The sequence below is a fragment of the Terrabacter ginsenosidimutans genome (genome assembly GCF_039539425.1).
Taxonomy (GTDB): domain Bacteria; phylum Actinomycetota; class Actinomycetes; order Actinomycetales; family Dermatophilaceae; genus Terrabacter; species Terrabacter ginsenosidimutans.
Genome location: NZ_BAABDC010000002.1, coordinates 264,341 through 290,340 on the forward strand (window position 1 = coordinate 264,341; position 26,000 = coordinate 290,340).

The following is a 26,000-nucleotide window of genomic DNA, read 5'->3' on the forward strand; positions in this document are numbered from 1 at the left end:
GAGGCCCCGTCTACAGTTGTCGGGACACCCCCAATGACGTCGGAAGAGGCTGCACCCATGACTGCTGACCGTCCCACCTCCGTGATCGTCGCCGGTGCCCGGACCCCCATGGGTCGGCTGCTCGGCTCGCTCAAGGACTTCTCCGGATCGGACCTCGGTGGCGTCGCCATCAAGGGCGCTCTCGAGAAGGCGGGCGTCGCCCCGGAGCAGGTCGAGTACGTCATCATGGGCCAGGTGCTGCAGGCCGGCGCCGGCCAGATCCCGGCCCGCCAGGCGGCGCACGCCGCGGGCATCCCGATGACGGTCCCGGCGCTGACGATCAACAAGGTCTGCCTCTCCGGCATCAACGCCATCGCCATGGCCGACCAGCTCATCCGCGCCGGTGAGGTCGACGTCGTCGTCGCCGGCGGCCAGGAGTCGATGACCAACGCGCCCCACCTCATGACGAAGTCGCGCGAGGGCTACAAGTACGGCGACGTGACGATGCGCGACCACATGGCCTTCGACGGGCTGTGGGACGCGTTCACCGACCAGGCGATGGGGCTGCTGACCGAGCAGGCCAACACGGGTGAGCAGGCGTTCACGCGCGAGGAGCAGGACGCGTTCTCCGCGCGCTCCCACCAGCTCGCCGCCAAGGCCTGGAAGGACGGACTCTTCGACGACGAGGTCGTCCCCGTGTCGATCCCGCAGCGCAAGGGTGAGCCCGTCGTCTTCAAGAACGACGAGGGCATCCGCGCCGACACGACGACCGCCTCGCTCGGCGGACTGCGGCCTGCCTTCAGCAAGGACGGCACGATCACCGCCGGGTCGGCCTCGCAGATCTCCGACGGTGCCGCCGCGGTCGTCGTCATGAGCAAGGCCAGGGCCGAGGAGCTGGGCCTCACGTGGCTCGCCGAGATCGGCGCGCACGGCATGGTCGCCGGCCCCGACTCGACGCTGCAGCAGCAGCCGGCCCGCGCCATCGCCCGGGCCTGCGAGAAGGAGGGGATCACGCCCGCCGACCTCGACCTCGTCGAGATCAACGAGGCCTTCGCCGCCGTGGGTCTGGCGTCCGCCAAGGAGCTCGGCATCGACGTCGACAAGGTCAACGTCAACGGCGGTGCGATCGCGCTCGGCCACCCGATCGGGATGTCCGGTGCCCGCATCGCCCTGCACCTCGCGCTCGAGCTGAAGCGCCGCGGCGGCGGCGTCGGCGCGGCCGCGCTCTGCGGCGGCGGCGGCCAGGGCGACGCCCTCATCGTCCGCGTGCCCGCGTCCGCCTGACCCGCCACCACCACCGCTCCGTGGCGCGCCGATCCGTCGACGTCCCCGCCCTGGTCGAGTCGGCCAGGGCGGGGTCCCCGCGTGCCGTCGCGCGCCTCATCTCGCTCGTCGAGGACGGCCACGGGTCGCTCCGCGAGGTGATGGCGATGCTGGCCCCCCACGCGGGCAACGCGTGGGTCATCGGCATCACCGGGTCGCCCGGTGTCGGCAAGTCGACGACGACCACCGCGCTGGTGGGCGCCTTCCGCGAGCGGGGTCTGCGGGTCGGTGTGCTCGCGGTCGACCCGAGCTCGCCCTTCTCGGGCGGTGCGCTCCTCGGTGACCGGATCCGCATGCAGGACCACGCCCTGGACCCCGAGGTCTACATCCGGTCGATGGCCTCGCGCGGCCACCTCGGCGGGCTGTCGTTCACGACGCCGCAGGCGATCCGCGTGCTCGACGCCGCCGGGTGCGACGTCGTGCTCGTCGAGACGGTCGGGGTCGGACAGTCGGAGGTCGAGATCGCGGGTCTGGCCGACACCTCGGTCGTGCTGCTCGCGCCGGGGATGGGCGACGGCATCCAGGCCGCCAAGGCCGGCATCCTCGAGATCGGTGACGTCTTCGTCGTCAACAAGGCCGACCGGGACGGCGCCGACGCGACGGTCCGCGACCTGCGGCACATGATCTCCCTCGGTGACCGCACGGAGCCCGGTCTGTGGAGACCTCCGGTCGTGAAAACCGTTGCGGCACAGAAGATCGGCATCGACGAGGTCATGGAGGCGCTCGACAAGCATCGCGCCCACCTCGAGGAGAACGGCGAGCTCGCGCGCCGTCGTGAGCGCCGCGTCGCCGACGAGATCGAGACGATCGCGCTCGCGACCCTGCGGGCCCGCCTCGGGCACCTCGGTGGGCGAGAGGGCGTGCTCGCTCTGGCCCGGGACGTCATGGCCGGGCGCACCGACCCGTATGCCGCCGCCGACCGCCTCGTCGAGCAGCTCGGCACCTGACCGGTCGGACTGGCGGGACGGCGCCCCCTCCCGATCGCGGTCGTCCCCGTCTGCGCGCCGGATCCGCGAGCGGCGTTCCCCGCGGACATGTGAGGTGTGCGCCGGGGAGCCGGCTCAGGCGTACGAACCTGCGCTAGCGCGGAGTTCCTGTGTCGCGCGAGCCCGGCGTTCCGCGCGCACGAGCACGGACCGGACCCAGGCCGCCTGGAACATGACCTGCTCGTACGTGAAGCGGTAGACGTCCCAGCCATCGAGCACCAGCTCGTCGTAGCGCCAGCAGTCACGTGTCAGCTGCATTCTGCCCGTGTGGAACTCGTGGCTGTCGGCCTCGGCGACGATCCCCAGCGCGACGTCGACGAGGTCGGGCACCACGCGTGTGCCGCCCGCGACCGCGATGCCCACCTGCGGGCGGAGGTCGAGCCCCGGGACGTCGAGAGCGATGGCGCGCAGCACGGACTCGAAGGGGTTGGCGGCCCTGCCCGATGCCGAGGTGAGCACGCGTACGACGCCCGGACGCCCCGGGCCGCGGACCTCACGGGCCGCCATCGCGAGGTCCGCGGGACGCACGCTGCGAGAGCGGAGAGCGGAGTCTGCGACGGCGAGCGCCTCGTCGAACGGTAGGTGCCGGGCGCAGTCGATGACGGTGCGCAGCGGCGTCGTGGTCCCGGCCGCGACGTCGGCGCCCTCGAGCCGCGAGGTGAGCACCGCCGCCCTCCGTCGGGTCCCGAGCGCGATCTTGCGCCCCGGCGGGACCGTGACCTCCGGCCGTGGCGGGACGGTCTTGACCTTCCACCCGTGAGCCAGGGCCGCCGAGCGCAGCGAGACCACCGCGGTCAGCTCGTGGGCCAGGGCGCGAGCCGTGTCGACCTCGGGCAGCAGGTACCTCCCGGGTCGCGGCCGCAGCACCAGCCCCAGCTCGACGGCGCGTCGGAGACGACGCTTCGCCACGAGGGGACGCAGCTCTGCGCGGGTCGCCGTGCCGCCGAGCCGCCTGAGCGCTGCGTCAGCCTCCATACGGGACAGGGTGTCCCGGCGGCGTGGGGGCCGGAGCGCGCCGTCCACAGGCCACGGCGACATGCCAAGGGTGGGCCGCCGCCCGCTCCCGTGCGGGCTGGGGCCGCCGGACCGGGACTTCGGGTGTCTCGAGGGACCACGTCCGGACGGGCCCAGCGCGGGTGGGGACGGACGGCATACGAACGCGCGTGGGGAGCGGGTGGCGAGCGGTGCGCGTGGCCCTAAATCGTTGGCGCCACGACGGCGTGGGGTGACACCGTCGAGGGATGGACATCATCCCGCTCGACCATGACGACGACGTCATGCTCAAGGCGCTCCATGGCGTGGCTCGGCGGAGCGAGGCCGTCTCGCGCGTCCAGCCGATCCAGCGCACCGAGGAGGAGTTCCTCAAGATGGTGCGTTTCTCGTTCCCCGGGGAGCGCGAGCAGATCGCGGTCGCCGTCGACGACGGGGCGCCCGTCGGGTGGGCCCGCGTCTCCATCTTCGAGCGCGAGAACCTCGACAAGTGCTGGTTTCAGCTCGAGGTCGACCCGCAGCACCGCCGTCAGGGGGTCGGTGCCGCCCTCGTCGAGTGGACGGAGCAGCAGGCGAAGGACGCCGGCCGCGACCTGCTCCTCACGCAGGTCTTCGTGCCGGTGGGTGCCCGTGCGTCCCACGCTGATAGCGACTTCGCGCTCCGGCGTGGCTACACGGTGTCGAGCGTCGAGATCGTGCGCTCGCTGCCGCTGCCCGTGGGGACCGACCTCCTGACCCGGTACCGGGACGACGCGGCCGAGGCGATGGGCGACGCGTACGAGCTGAGCGTCCACGTCGACGGCGTGCCGGAGCACCTGCGGCAGGGAGTCTGTGACGCGTCGAACCGGCTCATGCTCGATGCCCCGACCGGAGACGTCGAGTTCGAACCGGAGTCGATGACGGTCGAGGACTACCAGACGTTGCTCGACCACCTCCGAGACAAGGGCAGCACGTTCCTCACGGCGGTGGCCGTGCACCGCGACACCGGGGTCGTCGCCGCGTACACCGACCTCTCCATCCCGTCCGGGGACCCGAACGTCGTGTTCCAGTGGGGCACCCTGGTGCTCCCCGAGCACCGTGGTCACCGGCTCGGCATGGCGGTCAAGGTCGCCAACCTGGACCAGCTGGCCTCCTTCGCGCCGGGACGGCGTTCGGTGCAGACGATGAACGACGAGCAGAACCCGTGGATGGTCCGGATCAACCAGGACCTGGGCTTCGAGATCATCGAGGACGTGCTGACGATGAAGAAGGCGTTGTGAGGCCGATGCGCGTGCAGGGGTGGGGGCGCGACCCCCTCTGCGGCGGCATACGGTGAGGTCATGTTGATCGCCTTCTCCGTCGCCCCCACCGTCGCGGCTGACGACACCGGATCGGTGTCCGACGCGGTTGCCCGAGCCATCCGCGTGGTGCGCGACTCCGGTCTGCCGCACCGCACCGACGCGATGTTCACGACGATCGAGGGGGAGTGGGAGGAGTGCATGGCTGTCGTCAAGCAGTGCTGCGACGTGCTGGCAGAGACCTCACCCCGTGTCGGTCTCGTGCTCAAGGCGGACATCCGTCCCGGCTGGACAGGTGAGCTCGACGGCAAGCTCGAACGCCTCGAGGACGCACTCGGCCGTCAGCAGGATGACTGAGTCTGCCTGGCACCTGAGGCCGCTCGCGCTCGAGGACTGCGATGAGCTGGGCCGCGTGCACATGGCCGTCTGGCGCGACGCGTATGCCGGGCTGATGCCCGCCGACTACCTCGCCGGGCTGAGCGACGAACGGTGCGCGGACAACTGGCGGCTGGTCGCGGCGCGCGCCGGGGACGTCGCCGAGGACGTCGCCGGGGGCGTCGCCCCGCGCACGCTCGTCGTCGTCGGCCCCGACGGTGGCCTCGCGGGTTTCGGGAGCGCCGGCCCGAGCCGTGACGAGGACGCCCCCACCGAGTGGGAGCTGTATGCCGTCAACCTGGCGGCTTCGGCCCGCGGCACCGGCGTCGCCGACCGCCTCGTCGACGAGCTCGTGGGTCCACGCTCGGCGACCCTCTGGGTGGTGGAGGGCAACGAGCGCGCCCGAGCGTTCTACACGCGGCGTGGTTTCGTCGACGAGGGTGGGCGCGGCGAGCACCCGGCAACCGGGACATCCGAGATCCGGATGATCCGGCGCGCCTGAAACGGACGGGACGAACTGCGCATACCGGTCAGGACGCTCGAGCGCCCAGCGTGACCGGCCTGACACCGATCGCATCCCCCCGCACGATCCGCGTCCAGACCGTCCGGAAATGTCCTCGGCGAGCCTCTTCCCCGGATTGGGGAACCAGCACGGTCCGTGCGTATCGTGGGTCGCGGTCGAGCCAGTTCGGCCTGTCCCCCTGCGTCACCGAAAGGCTTTTCCATGCCCCGCACCGCGACCCGTCGACGTGCTCTTGCCGCCGCGCTCGCCTGTGCTGCCATGCTCTCCGCCTGCACCGGCAACTCCGACGACGGCAGCAGCGGCACCGCCGGCGCGGGGACCCCTGCGGTTGCACCGGAGGCCGCCCAGACCACGGCCACGTCGGCCGTGACCGCAGCTGCCACGTCGTCCCTCGATGCCACGGCGGCCGGCGCGGCCGCCCGCGACAAGGCCTTCGTCGGAGCGGCTCTCCAGTCGGCGAACGCGTATGCCAAGACCCTGCCCGGTCGCACGGCGGCGGAGAAGGCCGACACACAGCTGGCGACGACCGGCGTCAAGGTGCTCGCGATCTCGCGCGGCGGTGACGCGCCCCAGCAGGTGCTCGCCCAGACGACGTTGAAGAAGACCGGAGCGGCCGTCCTCGTGCTGCTCGTCGGCGGCCAGAACGGCGCCCCGTTCAAGGCGGCCGCGGTCACGCCCATGCTTCCCGACGCCAAGCTCGACGCCCTCGACCCCACGACCGACGGCTCGGCCGCCGTCGGCGACGGCTCAGGCCTCGCCGCCAAGCCCGACGACGTCATGGCAGCCTTCGCCGCATCGGTGAAGTACCCCAAGCCGACCGCGACCAAGCTGCTCGCCGCCGACCCGCTGTCGGAGCAGCTGCGCCAGTCGGCCGTCGCGCAGTCGCAGGCCCTGAACAACCAGGGCGCGTTCACGCAGGAGCACGAGCCCAAGGGCGTCGTCGGTGGGTTGCGCCTCAAGGACGGCAAGGGTGCCATCGTGTTCGCCCACCTCGTGCGCAACGACGCCATCGCCATGCGAACCCCCGTCAAGCTCACCCCGGCCAAGGACCTCACCCTCCTGACCGGCATCAAGCAGATCACCACGGAGGCCAACCTGACCTCCAACGAGATCGTCGCCATCGTCATCCCCGCGTCTGGACAGGCGCGCATCGTCGCCGCTTCGGACCAGCTCGTCGCCGGCTCGGGTCGGTGAGGGAGGATTGATCTATGAGTCACCAGCCATTCACCGCAGCAGCACTTCGCGGTGCCGTCGACCTGTCATCGCTCAAGCGTCCGGCCCAGCCGGCTGGCCCCGCCTCCGGCGCGGGCTCCACCTCCGCGGACGGTGCTGGCCTCGTCATCGAGGGCACTGACGCCTCGATCCGCGACGTCATCGCGGCCTCCGCCTCGCACCCTGTCGTCATGGTGCTGTGGACGCCGCGGCTGCAGGAGTCCGCCGACTTCGTCACGACCTTCGGGTCGGTCGCGCGTCGCTACGGCGGACGCTTCCAGCTCGTCACCGTCGACGTCGACGCCAACCCCACGATCCTGCAGGCCTTCCAGGTGCAGGCCGTCCCGGTCAGCTTCGCCTTCGTCCAGAGCCAGCCCGTGCCGCTCTTCGAGGGGGTGCAGCCCGAGGACCAGATCACCGCGGTCATCGACCAGGTGCTGCAGCTGGCTGCCCAGCACGGGGTCACGGGCACCGTCCCGTCCGGTGACGGCGCCGCTTCCGCCACGGACGAGCCGGAGCAGGAGCAGCCCCTGCCGCCCCTGCACCAGAAGGCCTTCGACGCCATCGAGGCGGGTGACCTCGATGGTGCCGCAGCCGCCTACCGCGAGGCTCTGGCCCAGAGTCCTGCCGACACGGACGCCAAGCTCGGCCTCGCCCAGGTGGGGCTGATGCAGCGCACCCAGGGCGCGGACCTGCAGGCCGCCCGCGCCGCTGCGGCAGCTGCCCCGACCGACGTCGACGCCCAGATCCTCGTCGCCGACCTCGACCTGCTCGGTGGTCACGTCGAGGACGCCTTCATGCGCCTCATCGACACCGTGCGCGTCACGGCTGACGCCGACCGCAACCGGGCGCGCGAGCACCTCGTCGAGCTCTTCGAGGTCGTGGGGGTCACGGACGAGCGCGTCGTCAAGGCGCGCAAGTCGCTCATGAGCGCCCTCTTCTAGGCCAGGCACTCACGTTCGACCGAAGAGCAGCTCGTCGCACCGGGCGACGAGCTGCTCTGTCGGGTCCAGGGGTCAGTCGGTCTCGGCCGTGAGGACGAGGGCGTCGTCCAGCCGGGCGACCACGTCGTCGGCGGCCCGCTCCGTGGAGCCCGTCGAGTCGGCGAGGTCCACCCACAGTCCCCAGTGCGGGGTCGACGGATCGGCGTCCTCGCGCACCACCACGACGTGGACGGGTTCGGGCTCGACCAGGTCGAGGAAGTCCTCGAGCCGGTCACCGAGGGCGTCCTCGGCGACGACGGCGTCGAAGCCCTCGAGCTGGTAGGTCTCGGCCACGGCGAGGGCGGCGGACCATCGCAGCAGTCGCAGCCTCAGCTGCTCGGACGTCGGCGGCTCGCCCCAGCCCCCCGGCGCTCCCGCCGTGAGGGCGTGCTCGAGCGCGGCACCGTCGACGAGGACCGCCCGCTCGAGGCGAGTCGTCACGGCTGAGGCGAGCGCGGCCCGGGCAGGCGCCCGAGCCGCGGTCACGAGCAGGAGCCGGCCGCGCGGGCCGGACTCGTCGACCTCGGTCATCCGCCGAGGGCCGCCGACACGACGTCCTTGGCCTCGGCCTGCACCCGGGCGAGGTGGTCGGCCCCCTGGAAGGACTCGGCGTAGATCTTGTAGACGTCCTCGGTGCCGGACGGGCGCGCCGCGAACCACGCGCTCTCCGTCGTCACCTTGAGGCCGCCGATCTTGGCGCCGTTGCCCGGCGCCTCGGTGAGCTTGCCCGTGATCGGCTCTCCTGCAAGGGTTTCCGCGGTGACGTCCTCGGGGGAGAGGGCGCCCAGCTTGGCCTTCTCCTCGCGTGACGCAGCCGCGTCGATCCTGGCGTATGCCGGGTTGCCGTGCCTGGCGGTCAGCTCGGCATAGTGCTGGCTGGGGGTCTTGCCGGTCGCCGCGAGGATCTCGGAGGCCAGCAGCGCCAGCAGGATCCCGTCCTTGTCGGTCGACCAGACGGTGCCGTCCTGGCGCAGGAAGCTGGCCCCGGCGGACTCCTCGCCACCGAAGCCCACGGAGCCGTCCAGCAGGCCCGGCACGAACCACTTGAAGCCCACCGGGACCTCGAGGAGGGTGCGTCCGAGGTCGCTCGCGACGCGGTCGATCATCGACGACGACACGAGAGTCTTGCCGATGGCCGTCGTCCCGGGCCAGCCGGGGCGCCCGCCGCCGTAGAGGTACTGGATCGCGACGGCGAGGTAGTGGTTGGGGTTCATCAGCCCGGCGTCCGGGGTGACGATCCCGTGCCGGTCGGCATCGGCGTCGTTGCCCGTCGAGATGTCGTAGGCGTCCTTGGCGTGGATCAGGGAGGCCATGGCCGACGGGGAGCTGCAGTCCATCCGGATCTTGCCGTCCCAGTCGAGCGTCATGAAGGCCCACTGCGGGTCGACGCGCGGGTTGACCACCGTGAGGTCCAGCCCGTGACGCTCGCCGATCTCGCCCCAGTAGGCGACCGACGCGCCGCCGAGCGGGTCGGCGCCGATGCGCACCCCGGCGTCGCGGATCCTGGCCAGGTCGACGACGTTGGGGAGGTCGTCGACGTAGGTGCCCATGAAGTCGTAGCTGCCGGCATCACTGCGGGCCTGCGCGAAGGGGACGCGCCTGACGTCCTTGAGCCCGTCCCGGATGAGGTCGTTGGCGCGCTTGGCGATCACCGAGGTCGCGTCGGTGTCAGCCGGACCACCGTGCGGCGGGTTGTACTTGAAACCACCGTCCGCCGGGGGGTTGTGCGACGGGGTCACGACGATGCCGTCGGCGAGCCCGCTGGAACCAGATGGCTTCCCGCGGTTGGCGCGCAGGATCGCGTGCGAGACGGCCGGAGTCGGTGTGAAGCCGTCGCGGTCGTCGACGAGCACCTGGACACCGTTGGCGACGAGCACCTCGAGGGCCGACCGCCATGCAGGCTCGGACAGCGCGTGCGTGTCGCGCCCGATGAAGAGCGGTCCGTCGAACCCCTGCGAGGTGCGGTAGTCGACGATGGCCTGCGTCGTGGCGAGGATGTGGTCCTCGTTGAAGGCGGTGCGCAGGCTCGAGCCGCGGTGCCCCGACGTGCCGAAGGCGACCTGCTGGTCGGGGTCGTCGACGTCGGGGTGCCGGTCGTAGTAGGCGCCGACGAGGGCGTCGACGTCGACGAGGTCCTCGGGCAGGGCCGGCTGACCGGCTCTCGGGTGGGTCATGAGGGGTCTCCGTTCGTGGTCGTGACGGCGGGTGCGGAGCCGGCGTCGCCGGGCGTTGCCCGACCCGCCGTGCCGACGGACGTCGAGGCGAGCGACGGCACCTCGGGCTCGTCGACGGGGACGAGCCAGACGGTCGACAGCCGCGGCACCGTGAGGTCCACGGCATACGGCTGGTCGTGCCAGGCCTCCGCCCTGGCCTCGACGACGAGACCGGCGCTGCTGGGGGCGTCGGGGTGGTAGCCGGCGGTGTCGAGCACGACGGTCCACCGCCCGCCGCGTGGCAGGCCGATCCGGTAGGACTCCTGCGTCTCGCCGCTGAAGTTCATGACGCAGGCGACGACGGGGGCGTCGGTCGACCGGTCGCCCTTGCCGAAACGCAACCACGAGAAGGTGTTGTGGGCGGCGTCGTCGGCCTCGAGCCACTCGAAGCCCGAACGGTCGGCGTCGAGCTCCCACAGGGCGCGGTGGCTGCGGTAGATGCCGTTGAGGTCCTTGACGAGGTTGTGCACGCGGTAGTGCAGCGGCTGCTCGAGCAGCCACCAGTCGAGGCTGCGGCCCTCGGACCACTCGGACTCCTGGCCGAACTCGCAGCCCATGAAGAGCAGCTGCTTGCCGGGGTGGCACCAGAGGTAGGCGAGGAACGCGCGCAGCGTCGCCACCTGCTCCACCCGCGAGCCACGCGACTTGCGCAGCAGCGAGCCCTTGCCGTGGACGACCTCGTCGTGGCTGATCGGCAGCACGAAGTTCTCGTCGAACGCGTACATGAGCGAGAACGTCAGCTTGCCGTGGTGGTAGCTGCGGTAGATGGGCTCCTCGCCGAGGTACTTCAGCGAGTCGTTCATCCAGCCCATGTTCCACTTGAAGCCGAAGCCGAGACCGCCCTGGTCGGTCGGCTTGGTGACGCCGGGCCACGTCGTCGACTCCTCGGCGATCGTGACGATGCCGCCGACGCGCTTGTAGGCGGTGCCGTTGGTCTCCTTGAGCAGCTCGACGGCCTCGAGGTTCTCGCGGCCGCCGTCCTTGTTGGGGACCCAGGCGCCCGGCTCGCGGGCGTAGTCGAGGTAGAGCATCGAGGCGACCCCGTCGACGCGCAGGCCGTCGAGGTGGAACTCCTCGAGCCAGTAGATCGCGTTGGCGACGAGGAAGTTGCGCACCTCGGGCCGGCCGTAGTCGAAGATGTTCGAGCCCCACTCGGGGTGCCAGCCCTTGCGGGGGTCCGGGTGCTCGTAGAGCGGCAGGCCGTCGAAGCGCGCGAGGGCCCACTCGTCCGTGGCGAAGTGCCCGGGCACCCAGTCGAGCAGGACCCCGATGCCGGCCCGGTGCAGCTCGTCGACGAGGAAGCGGAAGTCGTCCGGACGGCCCCAGCGTGAGCTCGGAGCGTAGTAGCCGGTCACGTGGTAGCCCCACGACGGCACGTAGGGGTGCTCCATGACGGGGAGGAACTCGACGTGGGTGAAACCGAGGTCGCGCACGTAGTTGACGAGGTGCTCGGCGAGCCCGCGGTAGCCCAGCTCCTGGCGCCACGATCCGAGGTGGACCTCGTAGATGCTCATCGGCCCCTGGTGGGCGTTGCTCGTGCGGCGGTGCTCCATCCAGTCGTCGTCACGCCACTCGTAGTGGGTCTCGGTGACGATGGCCGCCTGCTTGGGGGCCACCTCCGTCATGCGCGCCATCGGGTCGCTCTTGAGCCGGACGAGCTCGTCGGGCCCGCGCACGGCGAACTGGTAGTTCATCCCCTCCTGGGCCCCGGGCAGGAACAGCTCCCAGATGCCGCTCTCGCCGAGGGCGCGCATCGGGTGGGAGCGACGGTCCCAGTCGTTGAAGTCGCCGATGACGTGGACGGCCTTGGCGCGCGGCGCCCAGACGGCGAAGGACACGCCCCAGACGTCGCCGAGGGGCCCGGGGTAGTGGCGCACGTGTGCCCCGAGGACGGTCCACAGCTGCTCGTGGCGGCCCTCGTTGATGAGGTGCCGGTCGATCTCACCGAGCGTCGGCGCGAAGCGGTACGGGTCGTCCTGCTCGTGCTCGACGCCGTCGCCGTACTCGACGAGCAGCCGGTAGTCGTGCGTCGTGCCGAAGTCGGGCGAGGTCATCGACCAGATCCCGTCCCGGACGTGCTGCAGGTCGACCCGTTCACCCGAGTCGAGCCGGGCACCGACCCGGGTGGCGTACGGGCGGTAGGCGGTGATGGTGAGGCCGCCGGGGCCGACGTGGTGGCCGAGCAGGTCGTGGGGCTGTCCGTTGCGACCCTGGAGGAAGGCGGTGATGGCTGCGTCGTCCAGGGAGGGGCCCCGGGTGGTGTCGGTGGTCATGGCGTGCCTTCCTCAGTGGTGAGCCGCTCGACGGCGCCGAGCGGGATCGGCAGCCACGTGGGCCGGTTGCGCGCCTCGTAGACGACCTCGTACAACGCCTTGTCGAGCTCGAGCGCCCGGATCAGCGCCTGGGCGTCGGCGTCGGGTGCGCCCGCGACGGAGGCGTAGCCGTCGAGGAACACTGCGCGGCAGGCGGCAGCCCAGGCGGTCGCGTCGACGGGGGCCTCGGCCAGGGCGACAGAGCCAGCGGCGTAGTCGAACGACCGCAGCATCCCGGCGACGTCTCGCGCCGTGAGGTCGGGTCGTACGCGTTCGGTGAGCGGGCGCAGGGGCTCGCCCTCGAAGTCGAGGGCCACCCAGCCGCGCTCGGGCACGTCGAGCACCTGACCGAGGTGGTAGTCACCGTGGATCCGCTGCAGCGGCGGCCAGTGCACGTCGCGCACGGAGGCGACGACGCGTTCGACGGCGGCGGAGCAGGAGTCGAGCTCGGGCACGAGGGCGACAGCGGCGGCATACCTCTGTCGCATCGAGGCGACGACGGCCTCACGCGCCTCGGGCGTCACCTCGTGGGTGCCGAGCGAGTGCGCGAGCGCGCCGTGGATCTCGGCGGTGACGACACCGAGGTCGCGGGCCCGCTCGGTGAAGTCGGCGCCGGAGGCCGCGGCCACGAGGGCCACGCGCCAGGCGTCCTCGACACCCGGGATGAACTCCTGGGCGAAGGCGAGGTGTCCGTGCATCGGGGACCCGCCGACCGGGGAGTCCCAGGCGCCGGAGAGGTGCCCGATCGCCATCGGCACCCGGTCGGAACCCTCGGCGGTGAGAGCCGACTGCACGACGACGTCGGGGTTCTCGCCGTCCTGCAGGGTGCGGAAGACCTTGACGATGACCGGTTCGGCGGGGCCGCCCCCGGGCGCCGTCATGCGGCAGATGATCGAGGTGTTGGACTGCTCGCCGCTCAGCACCGTGGCCGAGGACACGGACCCGTGGGCGTGACCGGTCGACGAGCCCGTCGCGAGGGCGTTGCTGCCCGACGACGCCTGCGCCTCGTCGGAGACTCCCGACCCGAGGATGGTCGCCATCAGCTGGCCGACGTAGACGGGGTCGTGCGGGGCGTCGTAGACCCACCGGGTGCCGAGGACGCTGTGCTCCATGGTGCCGAGCAGGGCGTGCTCACCGCCCTCGAGCGGCGACGGCCGGTAGGTCAGCGGGACTTGGTAGACGACCGCGGGGGTCACGGTCTCGTCGGCGAGCAGCAGGGTCTCGCAGCCGACCTCTCCCTCGGGGTCCTCGAAGCGGAACCCGCCCACGCGGCGCAGCTGCGGCACGTGGCCCTTGCCGTGGTACCACCGCTGGCGCGGCATCCACTCGGTGACCATCTCGGTCTTGGTCGGCACGATCGACGCGCCCTTGTGCACGATGGCCATCAGCGGTTGTCCTCCCCGCCCCGCACGCGGAGCCAGAAGAAGTCACGCGAGCCGAGGGTCAGGGTGACCCGCCCGTCGCTCGCGACCCACGGGAACCCACTGCCCCCGAAGAGGTCGATGAGCTCCCGGCCCGCGAGGTGCTCGGGCAGCTGGATCGTCGCGGCCTGTGGGCGGCTCGAGAGGTTGTTGACGCAGAGCACGGCCTCGCCGGGCTCGTTCCCGTCGGGCTCCATGGTGCGCGTGAACGCGAGGATCGCGTCGTTGTCGGCCTCGACCACCGTGAAGTCACCGAGCCCGAAGACGGGGTGGCGTCCGCGGATCTGGAGCATCCCGCGGACCCAGTGGAGCAGCGAGGCCGAGGACGCCATCTGCGCCTCGACGTTGATGTTGTTGTAGTGGTAGACGAGGCTGCTGATGACGGGGAGGTAGAGCTTGCCCGGGTCGACGCTGGAGAAGCCCGCATTGCGGTCGGGGGTCCACTGCATCGGTGTGCGGACGGCGTCGCGGTCGGTGAGCCAGATGTTGTCACCCATGCCGATCTCGTCGCCGTAGTAGAGGCACGGTGACCCCGGGAGCGACAGGATGAGGGCGTGGATCAGCTCGATCTCGGGCCGTGAGTTGTCGAGCAGCGGCGCGAGCCGGCGACGGATGCCGACGTTGGCGCGCATCCGGGGGTCCGGCGCGTACCAGCCGTACATCGCGGCCCGCTCCTCGGGCGTGACCATCTCGAGCGTCAGCTCGTCGTGGTTGCGCAGGAAGGTGCCCCACTGGGTGCCGTTCGGGATGGCGGGGGTGTCCGCGAGCACGTCGATGATCGGCGCGGCCGTCTCCTCGCGCAGCGAGTAGTAGAGCCGGGGCATGACGGGGAAGTGGAAGCACATCTGGCACTCCGGCGCCTCCTCGGTGCCGAAGTAGTCGACGACCTCGGCCGGCGGCTGGTTGGCCTCCGCGAGCAGGATGCGACCGGGGTACTCGGCGTCGACCATGGCGCGCAGCTTGGCGAGGAACTCGTGCGTCTTGGGGAGGTTCTCGCAGTTGGTGCCCTCCTCCTCGAAGAGGTAGGGGACCGCGTCGAGGCGGAAGCCGTCGATGCCGAGGTCCATCCAGAACCGCACGATGTCGAACATCGCCTCCTGCACGGCCTCGTTCTCGAAGTTGAGGTCGGGCTGGTGGCTGAAGAAGCGGTGCCAGAAGAACTGCCGGCGCACCGGGTCGAAGGTCCAGTTGGACACCTCGGTGTCGACGAAGATGATGCGCGCGTCGTCGTAGCCGTCGTCGGTGTCGGACCAGACGTAGAAGTCACCGTAGGGGCCGTCCGGCTCGGCACGGCTCGCCTGGAACCACGGGTGCTGGTCGCTCGTGTGGTTCATGACGAAGTCGGTGACGATCCGGATGCCGCGGGCGTGTGCCTGCGAGACGAGCTCGGTGAACTCCGGCAGCGTCCCGAACTCGGGCAGCACCGCCTTGTAGTCCGCGATGTCGTAGCCACCGTCGCGCAGGGGAGAGGCGTAGAAGGGCGGCAGCCACAGGCAGTCGACCCCGAGCCACTGGAGGTAGTCGAGCCGGTTGATCAGTCCGGTGAAGTCACCGGCGCCGGAGCCCTTGGAGTCGGCGAAGGCGCGAACGAGCACCTCGTAGAAGACTGCCTTCTTGAACCACTGGGGGTCGTGCTTCAGGCCGGGCTGGGACAGGTTGAGGCCCTGCATGCGTCAGTGGCTCCTCACGTGGATGATGTGGACGGGCTCGGAGTCGGGCCCCAGTCGGACGAAGTTGTCCTGGCGCCATTCCCACGTCTGGTTCGTGATGTGGTCGTGTGCCTCGAAGGTCGACCACGTGGCCATACCCAGAGCCTCCATGTCGAGATGCACCCACGTCTCACGGGTCGCGTGCGGGTCGAGGTTGGCGATGACGAGCACCGTGTCGCGCTCACCCGTCTCCCGGTCGACGATCCGGGACTTGCTGAAGACGAGGACGTTCTCGTCGTCGGCAGCGTGGAAGCGCAGGTTGCGCAGCCAGCGCAGGGCCGGGTGCCAGCCGCGGATGTCGTTGAGGCGCTTGAGGTACCAGGCGAGGGACCGGCTCTCGAGGGGACCGCCCGGCTCGTAGAGGTACCACTGACGGTCCTTGTACTCGTACTTCTCGTTGTCGATCTGCTCCTCGGCCCCCGGACGGGCCACGTGCTCCATCAGCTCGTAGCCGGCGTAGATGCCGTAGGTCGGCGACATCGTCGCCGCGACGGCCGCGCGCAGCTTCCACGCGGTCGGGCCGCCGTACTGCATGTAGGGCGTGAGGATGTCGTGCGTCGTCGGCCAGAACGAGGGGCGCATGTAGGCCGACCCGGAGGTCTCGCCCGCGAGCTCGCGGCCGTACTCCTCGAGCTCCCACTTGGCATTGCGCCACGCGTAGTAGGTGTAGCTCTGCTGGAAGCCGGCCTTGGCCAGCTCGTGCATCATGGCCGGCTTGGTGAACGCCTCCGAGAGCCAGATCGTCTCGGGGTGGGTGAGGGCTACGTCGGCGATCAGCCACTGCCAGAAGGCAACCGGCTTCGTGTGCGGGTTGTCCACGCGGAAGATGCGCACGCCGTGGTCGAGCCACACCTGGATGACCCTGCGGACCTCGGCGTACGCCGCGGCGGGGTCGTTGTCGAAGTTCAGCGGGAAGATGTCCTGGTACTTCTTCGGCGGGTTCTCGGCGTAGGCGATGGTGCCGTCGGCGCGGGTCGTGAAGAGCGAGGGGTGCGTCTGCACCCACGGGTGATCCGGTGAGGCCTGCAGGGCGATGTCGAGCGCGACCTCCATCCCGGCGCGCCCCGCCTCGGCGACGAAGTGGTCGAAGTCCTCGAACGTGCCGAGGTCGGGGTGGATCGCGTCGTGCCCACCGTCGGGCGAGCCTATGGCGTAAGGAGATCCGGGATCACCGGGCTCGGCACTGAGGGAGTTGTTGCGGCCCTTGCGGGCCGTCGTGCCGATCGGGTGGATCGGGGTCAGGTAGACGACGTCGAAACCCATCTCGGCGATGGCCGGGAGCCGCTTGGCCGCGGACCGGAAGGTGCCCGAGACCCAGACACCTGTCGTCTCGTCCCGGTGCGCTCCCTCGGAGCGCGGGAAGATCTCGTACCAGGCGCCGTAGAGAGCGCGCTCGCGCTCGACGAGCAGGGAGTAGGCCGGTGAGGTCGACACGAACTCGCGCAACGGCACGAGCGATGCGAGCCCCGTGATCTCGGGAGAGGTTGCCGCACCGAAGCGGTGGGCGGCGGGGGACCGGGTGTCACCGAGCGCGACGACGCCCTTGTCGATCTCGGACGCGTCGACCCCCAGACCGCGCACGGAGTCGGCGAAGCGCTGGAGCACGCGGACGCCCTCGGCACACATGAGGTCCTCGTCGACGCCGGCGGCGATCTTGATGCCGGCGTCGTGCACCCAGGTCGCATAGGGGTCGGACCACCCCTCGACGCGGTAGGTCCACCAGCCCTCGCGGTCGGCCACGACGGAGGCGGACCACTCGGAGAGTCCGGGGTTGTCGCTGTGCATCGCGAAGTAGTGGTCCGAACCGTCGGGGTCGGTCAGCACGGCCGTCGCGTTGACGGCGTCGTGGCCCTCGCGGAAGACCTTGGCCCGGACGGTGAACTCTTCGCCGACGACCGACTTCGTGGGGCGGGTGCCGCCGTCGACGAGAGGACGGACGTCGCTCACGGGGATCCGTCCCATGGGGAGCGCGCCACCCGGCATACGCTCCACGGTCGGCGGGGTGCTCACGGGGTGGTCGGGGGCGAGGTGGACGGCTCCTGCCGCGGTGTCGTCGACGAAGGCGGTGTCTGCGGTCGGGGTGGCATCGTCGCGTCGGGCTGGGGGTGGGGCGGCGGTGCGCACGCGGTTCGGCTTGCTGGAACGATGCTTCTTCGCTGAGCCAGTCACGTGTTCGACCGTATCGAAGTTGCAGCGTTTGGCCCATGAGGCGGCGCGGGTCCGTCCGCTGGGTGAAACCCCGCTGCAAGGGTTGCAAGAACCCGTCATGGCGACCCCTATGCTGTCCCCTTGTGAAGGCCATCCGTCGCTTCAGCGTCCGCACCGTCCTGCCGAGCCGCATCGAGGGTCTCGGCGTCCTCGCGAGCAACCTCCGCTGGTCCTGGCACCCGCCGACCCGAGACCTCTTCGAGAGCATCAGTCCGCGCAAGTGGGCCCAGGCGGGGGAGGACCCCGTCAAGCTCCTCTCGCGTCTGTCCGCCGACGAGCTCGCCGCCCTGGCTGCCGACGACGACTTCGTCGGCCGCGTCGCGGCCGCCAACGAGGACCTGCACCACTACCTCACCGACGAGCGCTGGTACCAGTCGTGGAGCCGTGAGCAGGAGGCCGCCGGCAAGGCAGCCCCCGCCGCGGTCGCCTACTTCAGCCCCGAGTTCGGCATCACGGCGGTGCTGCCGCAGTACTCCGGCGGCCTCGGCATCCTCGCCGGTGACCACCTGAAGTCGGCCTCTGACCTCGGCGTGCCGATCGTCGGCGTCGGTCTCTTCTACAAGACCGGCTACTTCAAGCAGTCCCTCAACCGCGACGGCTGGCAGGTCGAGACCTACCCGGTGCTCGACCCCGACGGCCTGCCGCTGGCGCTGCTGCGCGAGGAGGACGGCACCCCCGCCGTCGTCACCGTCAGCCTGCCCGCCGGCCGCGAGCTGCACGCCCACGTCTGGAAGGCGCAGGTGGGCCGGGTTCCCTTGCTCCTCCTCGACTCCGACGTCGCCGGCAACGACGAGCAGACCCGCAAGGTCACCGAGTCGCTCTACGGCGGAAGCGGCGACACCCGCCTCGAGCAGGAGCTGCTCCTCGGCATCGGCGGCGTGCGCGCCCTGCGCCTGTGGTCCCGGCTGTCCGGCGACCCGACGCCGGAGGTCTACCACACCAACGAGGGCCACGCCGGCTTCCTCGGGGTCGAGCGCATCACGGAGCTCGTCCGCGACCACGGCCTCACGTTCGACGACGCCCTCGAGGCCGTCCGCGCGGCGACCGTCTTCACGACGCACACGCCCGTGCCCGCCGGCATCGACCGCTTCGACGCCGCCAAGATCAACCTCTTCTTCGGGGGAGCCAACGCCATCCCCGGCGTCCCGGTCGAGCGGCTGCTGGCCCTCGGCGCCGAGGACTACGAGGGTGGTCAGCCCGGCATCTTCAACATGGCCGTCATGGGCTTGCGCCTCGCCCAGCGGGCCAACGGCGTCTCCCAGCTGCACGGTGTCGTCAGCCGCGAGATGTTCGACGGCCTGTGGCCGGGCTTCGACGACGTCGAGGTCCCGATCTCCAGCATCACCAACGGTGTCCACGCTCCGACGTGGGTCGACCGAGCGGTCTACGACGTCGCTCGCACCTATCTCGGCACCGCCGACATCGCCGGCGAGGACGCCTGGGGCCGCATCGACGAGGTGCCGGCCGACGCAGTCTGGTCGACCAAGCGCGTCATGCGCGAGAAGCTCGTCGCCGACGTGCGTCGTCGCGTGCGGTCCTCTTGGCAGAAGCGCGGCGCGAGCGACGCCGAGCTCGGCTGGGTCGACGACGTTCTCGACCCGGACGTCCTGACGATCGGGTTCGCCCGACGCGTGCCGACCTACAAGCGCCTCACCCTGATGCTCCGCGACCCGGAGCGGCTCAAGCGGCTCCTGCTCCACCCCGAGCGCCCGGTGCAGCTCGTCATCGCCGGCAAGTCGCACCCCGCCGACGAGACCGGCAAGCGCCTCATCCAGGAGATGGTCCGCTTCGCCGACGACCCCGAGGTGCGCCACCGGATCGTCTTCCTGCCGAACTACGACATCGCCATGGCCCAGCACCTCTACCCCGGCTGCGACGTCTGGCTCAACAACCCGCTGCGTCCCTTCGAGGCGTGCGGCACGTCGGGCATGAAGGCGGCTCTCAACGGCGGCCTCAACCTCTCGATCCTCGACGGGTGGTGGGACGAGTGGTTCGACGGCCGCAACGGCTGGGCCATCCCGACCGCGGACGGTGTCGAGGACGCCGACCGGCGTGACGACATCGAGGCCTCGGCGCTCTACGACCTCATCGAGAACGACGTCGCGGCGAAGTTCTACGACCGCGACGCCGCCGGACTGCCGCAGGGGTGGATCGACATGATGACCCACACCCTGAAGACGCTCGGCCCCAAGGTGCTGGCGAGCCGCATGGTTCAGGACTACACCGAGCGGCTCTACAGCCCCGCTGCGGGTGCCGGTCGCTCGGTCGGGGGGTCGGACTTCGCCGGCGCCAAGGACCTGGCGGCCTACAAGACGAAGATCCGCGCCGCGTGGCCGAAGGTCCGGGTCGAGCACGTCGAGCCCTCGGGCCTGTCGGACTCGCCGCAGATCGGCGACGTCCTCGACCTGCGCGCCTACGTCACGCTCGACGGCCTGACGCCCGACGACGTCGAGGTGCAGCTCGTCCACGGGCACGTCAACGACGTCGACGAGCTGTGGGGCATGGAGGTCGCGCCGCTGGCCCTCGTGGAGTCCTACGAGGACGGTCGCCACCAGTTCGCCGGCTCGCAGCCGCTGCGGCGCACCGGCTCGTTCGGCTACAGCGTCCGGGTCGTGCCGAAGCACGCCGGCCTCGCCGGACCGGCCGAGCTCGGTCTCGCGCGCAACGCCTGACGCTCGCAACCGACGGAGAGCCCGGACCCCGACGGGGTCCGGGCTCTCCCGTGTCCGGCGGGCGTGTGCCGTCAGCGGCGCCGCCGGCCGCGCCTGGCGGTCAGGCCGCTTCGACCGGGCGCCAGACGCGCATCGACGCCGCGCCCATCTGGACGAAGTGGCCCGCGGGGACGGGATCGCCGGGGGGAGTGGGCCGCTCGTCGGTGCTGTCCCAGAGGAGCTCGTATGCCGTCGCGCCGGGCGCCGCCGGGAGCGTCACGTCGACCGCACCTGCCGACCCGTTGACGACGATGAGGACCGACCGCTCCGAGGTCGCTGCCCCGTTGTAGAGGCCCTGGAGCACGGAGACAGCGGGACCGTCCCAGCGCTCGCCCATCGGCTCACCGTCGGCTCCGAACCATGCGAGGTCGGTCGAGCCGTCGGCGTGGACCCGCCTGCCGGAGAAGAAGGTCCGCTGTCGAAGGACAGGGTGCTCGTGCCGCAGCCGCACAAGGTGACGGGTGGTCTCGAGGAGGTCCTCCTGCCACAGCTCCAGGTCCCACGCCATCCAGCTGATCTCGTTGTCCTGGGAGTACGGGTTGTTGTTGCCGCGCTGGCTGCGTCCCAGCTCGTCACCCGCGTTGAGCATCGGCACTCCGGTGGAGAGCAGGAGCGTCCCGAGCAGGTTGCGCATGGACCGCCGCCGAGCCGCCGAGATGTCGGGGTCGTCCGTTCGGCCCTCGACACCGTGGTTCCAGGACCGGTTGTCGTTGGAGCCGTCGGTCCCGCTGTGTCCGTTGGCGCCGTTGTGCTTGGTGTCGTAGACGGTGAGGTCTGCGAGGCTGAACCCGTCGTGGGCGGTGACGAAGTTGACGGACGCGATCGTGCCCCGGTCGTGCCGGTCGAAGAGGTCCTGGGACCCGGCGAGCCGTGTCGCCAGCTCGCGCACGCCGTGGCCGATGCCGCCCGAGGCGGAGGCGGCGAGGTCGCGCAGCCAGAACGTGCGGGTCGCGTCACGGTAGCGGTCGTTCCACTCCGAGAACGGCGGGGGGAACTGGCCGGTGCGCCAGCCGTGGAGGCCGAGGTCCCACGGTTCGGCGATGAGCTTCGTGCGTGAGAGCACCGGGTCGGTGCGCAGCGCCACGAGGAAGGGGTGGTCGCGGTCGTAGCCGTCGTCCTTGCCGCGGGCGAGCGCGACGGCGAGGTCGAAGCGGAAGCCGTCGACGTGACACTCCTGCACCCAGTAGCGCAGCGAGTCGAGGACCATGCGCGCGACGACGGGGTGCGTCAGGTCGAGCGTGTTGCCGCAGCCGGTGACGTCGATGTCGCGACCTCGCCCGTCGACGCGGTAGTAGGCGCGCTGGTCGAGGCCGCGCCACGAGAGCGTCATGCCCTCCCGGGAGTTCTCGGCCGTGTGGTTGTAGACGACGTCGAGGAGCACCTCGATGCCCGCGGCGTGCAGCTGCTTGACCATCGACTTGAACTCGTCCAGGGCGCCCTGCGGGTCGTCGGTCGACGCGTACGCCGCGTGCGGCGCGAAGAAGCCGAGCGTGTTGTAGCCCCAGTGGTTGGTCAGCCCGCGCAGCACGAGGTCGGGCTCGTGCGTGAAGGTGTGGACCGGGAGCAGCTCGAGTGCCGTGACCCCAAGGCGCTTCAGGTGGTCGACGAAGGCGGGGTGGGCGAGGCCGGCATACGTCCCACGGAGCTCGTCGGGGACGTCGGGGTGCAGCATCGTGGCGTTCTTGACGTGGACCTCGTAGATCAGCGACTCGGTGAGCGACCGTCTCGGGAAATCGTCTGCCCCCCAGTCGAACTCGTCGTCGACGATGACGCAGCGTGGCATGTGCGGTGCCGAGTCGCGGTCGTCGCGGACCCAGAGGTCGCCCCGGAGGTCGGAGCCGACGCGGTGGGCGTAGAGGGCGGGATCGAGGTGCACGCCGCCCTCGACGGCGCGCGCGTAGGGGTCGAGCAGCAGCTTCGCCGGGTTGTGCAGCAGCGACCGGTCGGGGTCCCAGTCGCCGTCGACGCGGAAGGCGTAGCGCTGGCCGGTCCGGACGCCCGGCACGGTGTCGAACCAGGTCCCGTGGGCGCGGTGGCGCAGCGTCACGCGCCGCTCCGTCGTCGTGCCGTCGTCGGCCTCGTCGAACAGGCAGACCTCGACCGAGCGCGCGTGGCCGGCGTAGACGCAGAACTGGGCGCCGTCGGTGGTCAGTCGCACCCCGAGCTCCGGGGGCAGGTCGGGCATCGCGTGCGGCGGCGGACACATGTGTCAGAGCGTAGGGGGTGGCCCACCACACGCCCGGGTCGGATCGACCTCACCGCGCAGGCTCGTTACGGTTGACGCATGACCGATCCGACTTCGCTGCCCAACTTCATGCCGAGCACGCCTGATGCCGGCCCCACCCCGAGCCCCAACGGCGCCCCTGCGGGCGACGCCCCGGTGCGCGACCGCATCCTCGAGGTCCTGAAGGGCCTCGGTATCGAGGCGAGCATCGACGGCGACGGCGACCTCGAGTTCGCCATCGTCGACGACCAGGGCACGAGCACCACCCTCTTCGCCCGGGTCGCCGAGGGCGACCTGGCGCTGGTGCGCTTCTTCGGCCAGTGGCAGCTCGCCGACCCCGTGTCGCCCGACCGCAACGAGCGCCTCGCCCGCTGCAACGACCTGACGATGCAGCTCAACATCGTCAAGCTCTCGCTCGTCCAGGAGAGCCTCGTCGTCTCCGCCGAGCACGTCATCACCCCGAACGCCGACCTCGACATCCTCGTGCCGCTCTCGGTCAACCACATCCTCCAGAGCGTCGGCTTCTTCTTCCAGTCCTGGCTCCCGATCGACGACGCGCCTGCCGGCACCCTCGGCGACGCCTGATGGGCGAGTTCGTCCGGCTCGAGGTCGAGGACGGCATCGCCACGATCCGCCTCGACCGGCCCAAGATGAACGCCCTCAACATCCAGGTCCAGGAGGAGATCCGCGAGGCGGCGACCGAGGCCACCGCGCGCACCGACGTCAAGGCGGTCATCGTCTACGGCGGCGAGCGGGTCTTCGCGGCCGGGGCGGACATCAAGGAGATGCAGGCGATGTCGTACACCGACATGGTCGAGCGCTCCGGCCCGCTCATGAGCTCGATCAGTGCGGTCGCGCGGATCCCCAAGCCGGTGATCGCCGCGATCACGGGCTATGCGCTCGGAGGCGGCTGCGAGCTCGCCCTCGCGTGCGACTTCCGCGTCGTCGCCGACGACGCGAAGCTCGGCCAGCCGGAGATCCTCCTCGGAGTCATCCCCGGCGCCGGTGGCACACAGCGCCTCTCGCGTCTCGTCGGTGCCTCGCGCGCCAAGGAGATCATCTTCAGCGGACGCTTCGTCGACGCCTCGGAGGCCCTCGCCATCGGTCTCGCCGACAAGGTCGTGCCGGCCGCCGACGTCTACACCGCGTCCCGGGAGTGGGCGTCCACCTTCGTCGGTGCCGCGTCGTATGCCGTCCGCGCCGCCAAGGAGGCCATCGACCGTGGTCTCGAGGTCGATCTCGAGACGGGTCTCGAGATCGAGCGGATGCTCTTCGCGTCCCTCTTCGCGACGAGGGACCGAGAGATCGGCATGACCTCGTTCGTCGAGCACGGTCCCGGCAAGGCGCAGTTCGAGGGTCGATGACCCCACCGCTGGACGTCCTCGTGTTCTACTCGCCCGTCGAGTCGACCGAGGACGTCCTCGCGGCGGTGTTCGCCGCGGGCGCGGGAGCGATCGGTGACTACCGCGAGTGTGCCTTCGTCACGCGCGGCACGGGCCGGTTCCGGCCGGTCGGCGACGCCAACCCCACGATCGGTGTCGTCGGTGACCTCGAGAAGGTCGCAGAGGACCGCGTCGAGCTCGTCCTCGACCGTGCGCGGCGGACCGACGTCGTGGCGGCCCTCCGGGCTGCCCACCCCTACGAGGAGCCGGCCTTCCACATCCTCGAGTCCGCCGACCCCGACGCCGGCTGACCGACCCCGGCGGGTCCTGTGCGGTTTCGTGGCGCTCAGGAGGTCTTGAAGCCGCCGTTGCTGTGGAGCAGCTGACCGTTGATCCAGCTCCCGGCGTCGGAGAAGAGGAACCGGACCAGATCTGCCGTGTCGCGCGCGGTTCCAAGGCGGCCGGCCGGGGTGCCGGCCACCCCGAGGGCGCGACTCTCCTCGTCCATCCAGCCAGTGTCGATGGGTCCCGGGTTGATGACGTTGGCCCGGACGCCGCGGTCGGCGAGCTCCACCGCCGCCGCGATGACGATCCGGTCGAGTGCCCCCTTGCTCGAGCCGTAGGGCAGGTTGTGCGCCGTGTGGTCGCTGGTCAGGGCCACGATGCGGGCGGCCGGGTCGCCCGCAGGCCGCTCGGGGAGCCGTTCCGCGACGGCCCGGACGAGCAGCCACGTCGCGCGGGCGTTGACGGCGTAGTGCCGGTCCCAGCTCTCGAGCGACGTGGAGAGGATGCCGCTGTCGACGGACTCGCAGTGCGAGATCACGAGCCCCGTGACGGTACCGAGCCGCTCGGTGGCGGCCCCGACGAGCGCGTCCGGCGTCGACGGGTCGGCGAGGTCGCCCGGCAGCAGCTCGACGCGGCGGCCGAGGGCACGGCACTCCTCGGCGACCGCGGCAGGGTCGTCGGCGCCGCGCTCGTAGCCGAGGCGGTCGTCGTAGGGCTGCCAGTGGCCGAGGGCGAGGTCCCAGCCGTCGGCAGCGAGCCCGAGGGCGAGCTCGGCCCCGATCGAGCGCCGGCGCCCGACGCCGGTGACGAGGGCGACGCGGGCAGCTGCGGGGGAGCCGGGGGAGACGTGCGACATAGGCCCCATCCTCCGCAGCGGATGCGCCTGCGGACAAACGGTTATGCCGCGATCGGCTGCCACCTCCGGAGGCGACCCGGGGTGCGAGAGGCCGCACACGGCATACGCCACGGTGGCTGGTGGTGAGCGTCACGCCAGACGCGTGCGGACTGAGCGGGCGCTCAGTGAGAGGATGGCGGGCAGTGCCGGAGCGACCTCCGGCAGCTCCATGAGCACCACCACCAGCAACGGAAGAGGACGTTCACCCATGAACATCGTCGTCTGTGTCAAGTACGTGCCGGACGCCCAGGCCGAGCGCACGTTCAACGCAACTGACAACACGACCGACCGCGAGAACGTCGACGGCCTGCTGTCGGAGCTCGACGAGTACGCCGTCGAGGAGGCCCTGAAGATCGTCGAGGCCGGCGAGGGTGAGGTGACCGTGCTGACGGTCGGCCCCGACGCCGCTGCCGACGCCATCAAGAAGGCGCTGCAGATGGGCGCCCACAAGGGTGTGCACGTCAGCGACGACGCCATCCACGGCTCGGACGCCATCGCGACCTCGCTCGTGCTCGCCGAGGCCATCAAGAAGATCGGGGACGTCGACCTCGTCGTCACCGGCATGGCCTCGACCGACGGCACCATGGGCGTCGTCCCGGCGATGCTCGCCGAGCGCCTCGGGCTGCCGGCCGTGACGTTCGCGTCCGAGCTGGCCGTCGAGGGCACCACGGCGACGATCCGCCGCGACGGCGACGCCTCCACCCAGACGATCACGGCGACGCTCCCGGCCCTCGTGTCGGTTACCGACCAGATCAACGAGCCGCGCTACCCCTCGTTCAAGGGGATCATGGCGGCCAAGAAGAAGCCCGTCGAGCAGTGGAGCCTCGCCGACCTCGGCGTGGACGCCTCGCAGGTCGGCCTCGACGCCGCGTGGACGAAGGTCGAGTCCTTCGCCGCCCGCCCGCCGCGCACGCAGGGCGAGATCGTCGCCGACGAGGGCGACGGCGGCAGCAAGCTCGCCGCGTTCCTCACCGAGCGCAAGTTCGTCTGAC

Annotated in this window: 21 protein-coding genes; 12 read left to right on the forward strand and 9 right to left on the reverse strand. The window is 71.0% G+C overall.

All coding sequences use genetic code 11. From position 1 onward, the window contains the following. Window positions 1–57 precede the first annotated feature (57 nt). The gene (locus tag ABD831_RS07220) at window positions 58–1,263 is read left to right on the forward strand and encodes an acetyl-CoA C-acetyltransferase (RefSeq protein WP_344943686.1); all 1,206 of its coding nucleotides are present in this window, start codon (window positions 58–60) and stop codon (window positions 1,261–1,263) included. 20 nt (window positions 1,264–1,283) lie between these two features. Then, window positions 1,284–2,249, forward strand: a complete 966-nt coding sequence (meaB, locus tag ABD831_RS07225; protein ID WP_344943689.1) for a methylmalonyl Co-A mutase-associated GTPase MeaB — start codon at window positions 1,284–1,286, stop codon at window positions 2,247–2,249. Between the two features lie 114 nt (window positions 2,250–2,363). On the opposite strand, the gene ABD831_RS07230 is transcribed toward meaB, so the two are convergent. After that, window positions 2,364–3,263: a hypothetical protein gene (locus tag ABD831_RS07230; protein ID WP_344943692.1), complete on the reverse strand. Its 900-nt coding sequence runs from the start codon at window positions 3,261–3,263 to the stop codon at window positions 2,364–2,366. 266 nt (window positions 3,264–3,529) lie between these two features. Between ABD831_RS07230 and ABD831_RS07235 the strand changes: the two genes are divergently transcribed. From ABD831_RS07235 to ABD831_RS07255, 5 genes are all read left to right on the forward strand, one after another. Continuing rightward, on the forward strand, window positions 3,530–4,537 hold the full coding sequence (locus ABD831_RS07235; protein WP_344943695.1) for a GNAT family N-acetyltransferase: 1,008 nt from the start codon (window positions 3,530–3,532) through the stop codon (window positions 4,535–4,537). A gap of 60 nt (window positions 4,538–4,597) precedes the next feature. Next, window positions 4,598–4,912, forward strand: coding sequence for a thiamine-binding protein (locus ABD831_RS07240; protein WP_142177229.1), 315 nt, complete (start codon window positions 4,598–4,600; stop codon window positions 4,910–4,912). Beyond that, window positions 4,905–5,432 (forward strand): GNAT family N-acetyltransferase, encoded by a 528-nt coding sequence (locus ABD831_RS07245; protein ID WP_344943700.1) that lies wholly within the window; start codon window positions 4,905–4,907, stop codon window positions 5,430–5,432. The genes ABD831_RS07240 and ABD831_RS07245 overlap by 8 nt, the downstream gene beginning before the upstream one ends. Before the next feature lie 222 nt (window positions 5,433–5,654). Then, window positions 5,655–6,647, forward strand: coding sequence for a hypothetical protein (locus ABD831_RS07250; protein ID WP_344943703.1), 993 nt, complete (start codon window positions 5,655–5,657; stop codon window positions 6,645–6,647). 14 nt (window positions 6,648–6,661) lie between these two features. After that, window positions 6,662–7,609, forward strand: a complete 948-nt coding sequence (locus ABD831_RS07255) for a tetratricopeptide repeat protein (RefSeq protein WP_344943706.1) — start codon at window positions 6,662–6,664, stop codon at window positions 7,607–7,609. A 72-nt stretch (window positions 7,610–7,681) separates the two neighbouring features. Here ABD831_RS07255 and ABD831_RS07260 read toward each other — a convergent pair whose 3' ends face one another. Genes ABD831_RS07260 through ABD831_RS07285 form a run of 6 tightly spaced genes read right to left on the reverse strand, consistent with a single transcriptional unit; the run spans window position 7,682 to window position 17,472 of the window. Beyond that, window positions 7,682–8,179, reverse strand: a complete 498-nt coding sequence (locus ABD831_RS07260; protein WP_344943709.1) for a hypothetical protein — start codon at window positions 8,177–8,179, stop codon at window positions 7,682–7,684. Next, window positions 8,176–9,822, reverse strand: a complete 1,647-nt coding sequence (gene pgm, locus ABD831_RS07265) for a phosphoglucomutase (alpha-D-glucose-1,6-bisphosphate-dependent) (RefSeq protein WP_344943712.1) — start codon at window positions 9,820–9,822, stop codon at window positions 8,176–8,178. The genes ABD831_RS07260 and pgm overlap by 4 nt, the downstream gene beginning before the upstream one ends. Continuing rightward, entirely contained in the window at window positions 9,819–12,134 is a 2,316-nt protein-coding gene (glgB, locus tag ABD831_RS07270; RefSeq protein ID WP_344943715.1) for a 1,4-alpha-glucan branching protein GlgB, read from the reverse strand. Before glgB ends, pgm begins: the two co-directional genes overlap by 4 nt. Next, window positions 12,131–13,558, reverse strand: a complete 1,428-nt coding sequence (locus tag ABD831_RS07275; protein ID WP_344943718.1) for a maltokinase N-terminal cap-like domain-containing protein — start codon at window positions 13,556–13,558, stop codon at window positions 12,131–12,133. Before ABD831_RS07275 ends, glgB begins: the two co-directional genes overlap by 4 nt. Beyond that, window positions 13,558–15,264 (reverse strand): maltose alpha-D-glucosyltransferase, encoded by a 1,707-nt coding sequence (gene treS, locus ABD831_RS07280; RefSeq protein ID WP_344943721.1) that lies wholly within the window; start codon window positions 15,262–15,264, stop codon window positions 13,558–13,560. The genes ABD831_RS07275 and treS overlap by 1 nt, the downstream gene beginning before the upstream one ends. A gap of 3 nt (window positions 15,265–15,267) precedes the next feature. Continuing rightward, window positions 15,268–17,472 carry an alpha-1,4-glucan--maltose-1-phosphate maltosyltransferase gene (locus ABD831_RS07285; protein WP_425582794.1) on the reverse strand — a complete coding sequence of 735 codons (2,205 nt, stop codon included), beginning with the start codon at window positions 17,470–17,472 and terminating at the stop codon, window positions 15,268–15,270. A 122-nt stretch (window positions 17,473–17,594) separates the two neighbouring features. Between ABD831_RS07285 and glgP the strand changes: the two genes are divergently transcribed. Further along, window positions 17,595–20,183 carry an alpha-glucan family phosphorylase gene (gene glgP / locus ABD831_RS07290; RefSeq protein WP_344943724.1) on the forward strand — a complete coding sequence of 863 codons (2,589 nt, stop codon included), beginning with the start codon at window positions 17,595–17,597 and terminating at the stop codon, window positions 20,181–20,183. A gap of 100 nt (window positions 20,184–20,283) precedes the next feature. Here glgP and glgX read toward each other — a convergent pair whose 3' ends face one another. Beyond that, window positions 20,284–22,428 carry a glycogen debranching protein GlgX gene (glgX, locus tag ABD831_RS07295; protein WP_344943727.1) on the reverse strand — a complete coding sequence of 715 codons (2,145 nt, stop codon included), beginning with the start codon at window positions 22,426–22,428 and terminating at the stop codon, window positions 20,284–20,286. A 78-nt stretch (window positions 22,429–22,506) separates the two neighbouring features. Between glgX and ABD831_RS07300 the strand changes: the two genes are divergently transcribed. The 3 genes from ABD831_RS07300 to ABD831_RS07310 are packed head-to-tail and all read left to right on the forward strand — an operon-like array spanning window position 22,507 to window position 24,139. Further along, a complete protein-coding gene (locus tag ABD831_RS07300; protein ID WP_344943730.1) occupies window positions 22,507–23,031 on the forward strand; it encodes a YbjN domain-containing protein in 525 nt (174 codons plus the stop codon). Further along, window positions 23,031–23,810 (forward strand): enoyl-CoA hydratase/isomerase family protein, encoded by a 780-nt coding sequence (locus tag ABD831_RS07305; RefSeq protein WP_344943733.1) that lies wholly within the window; start codon window positions 23,031–23,033, stop codon window positions 23,808–23,810. Before ABD831_RS07300 ends, ABD831_RS07305 begins: the two co-directional genes overlap by 1 nt. Continuing rightward, window positions 23,807–24,139 carry a YqfO family protein gene (locus ABD831_RS07310; protein WP_344943735.1) on the forward strand — a complete coding sequence of 111 codons (333 nt, stop codon included), beginning with the start codon at window positions 23,807–23,809 and terminating at the stop codon, window positions 24,137–24,139. Before ABD831_RS07305 ends, ABD831_RS07310 begins: the two co-directional genes overlap by 4 nt. Window positions 24,140–24,174: 35 nt before the next feature. Here the strand turns inward: ABD831_RS07310 and ABD831_RS07315 are convergent, their stop codons facing one another. After that, window positions 24,175–24,969 (reverse strand): SDR family oxidoreductase, encoded by a 795-nt coding sequence (locus tag ABD831_RS07315; protein WP_344943738.1) that lies wholly within the window; start codon window positions 24,967–24,969, stop codon window positions 24,175–24,177. A 247-nt stretch (window positions 24,970–25,216) separates the two neighbouring features. Here ABD831_RS07315 and ABD831_RS07320 point away from each other — a divergent pair, with 247 nt between their 5' ends. Next, window positions 25,217–25,999, forward strand: a complete 783-nt coding sequence (locus ABD831_RS07320; protein WP_344943741.1) for an electron transfer flavoprotein subunit beta/FixA family protein — start codon at window positions 25,217–25,219, stop codon at window positions 25,997–25,999. Window position 26,000: the final 1 nt, after the last annotated feature.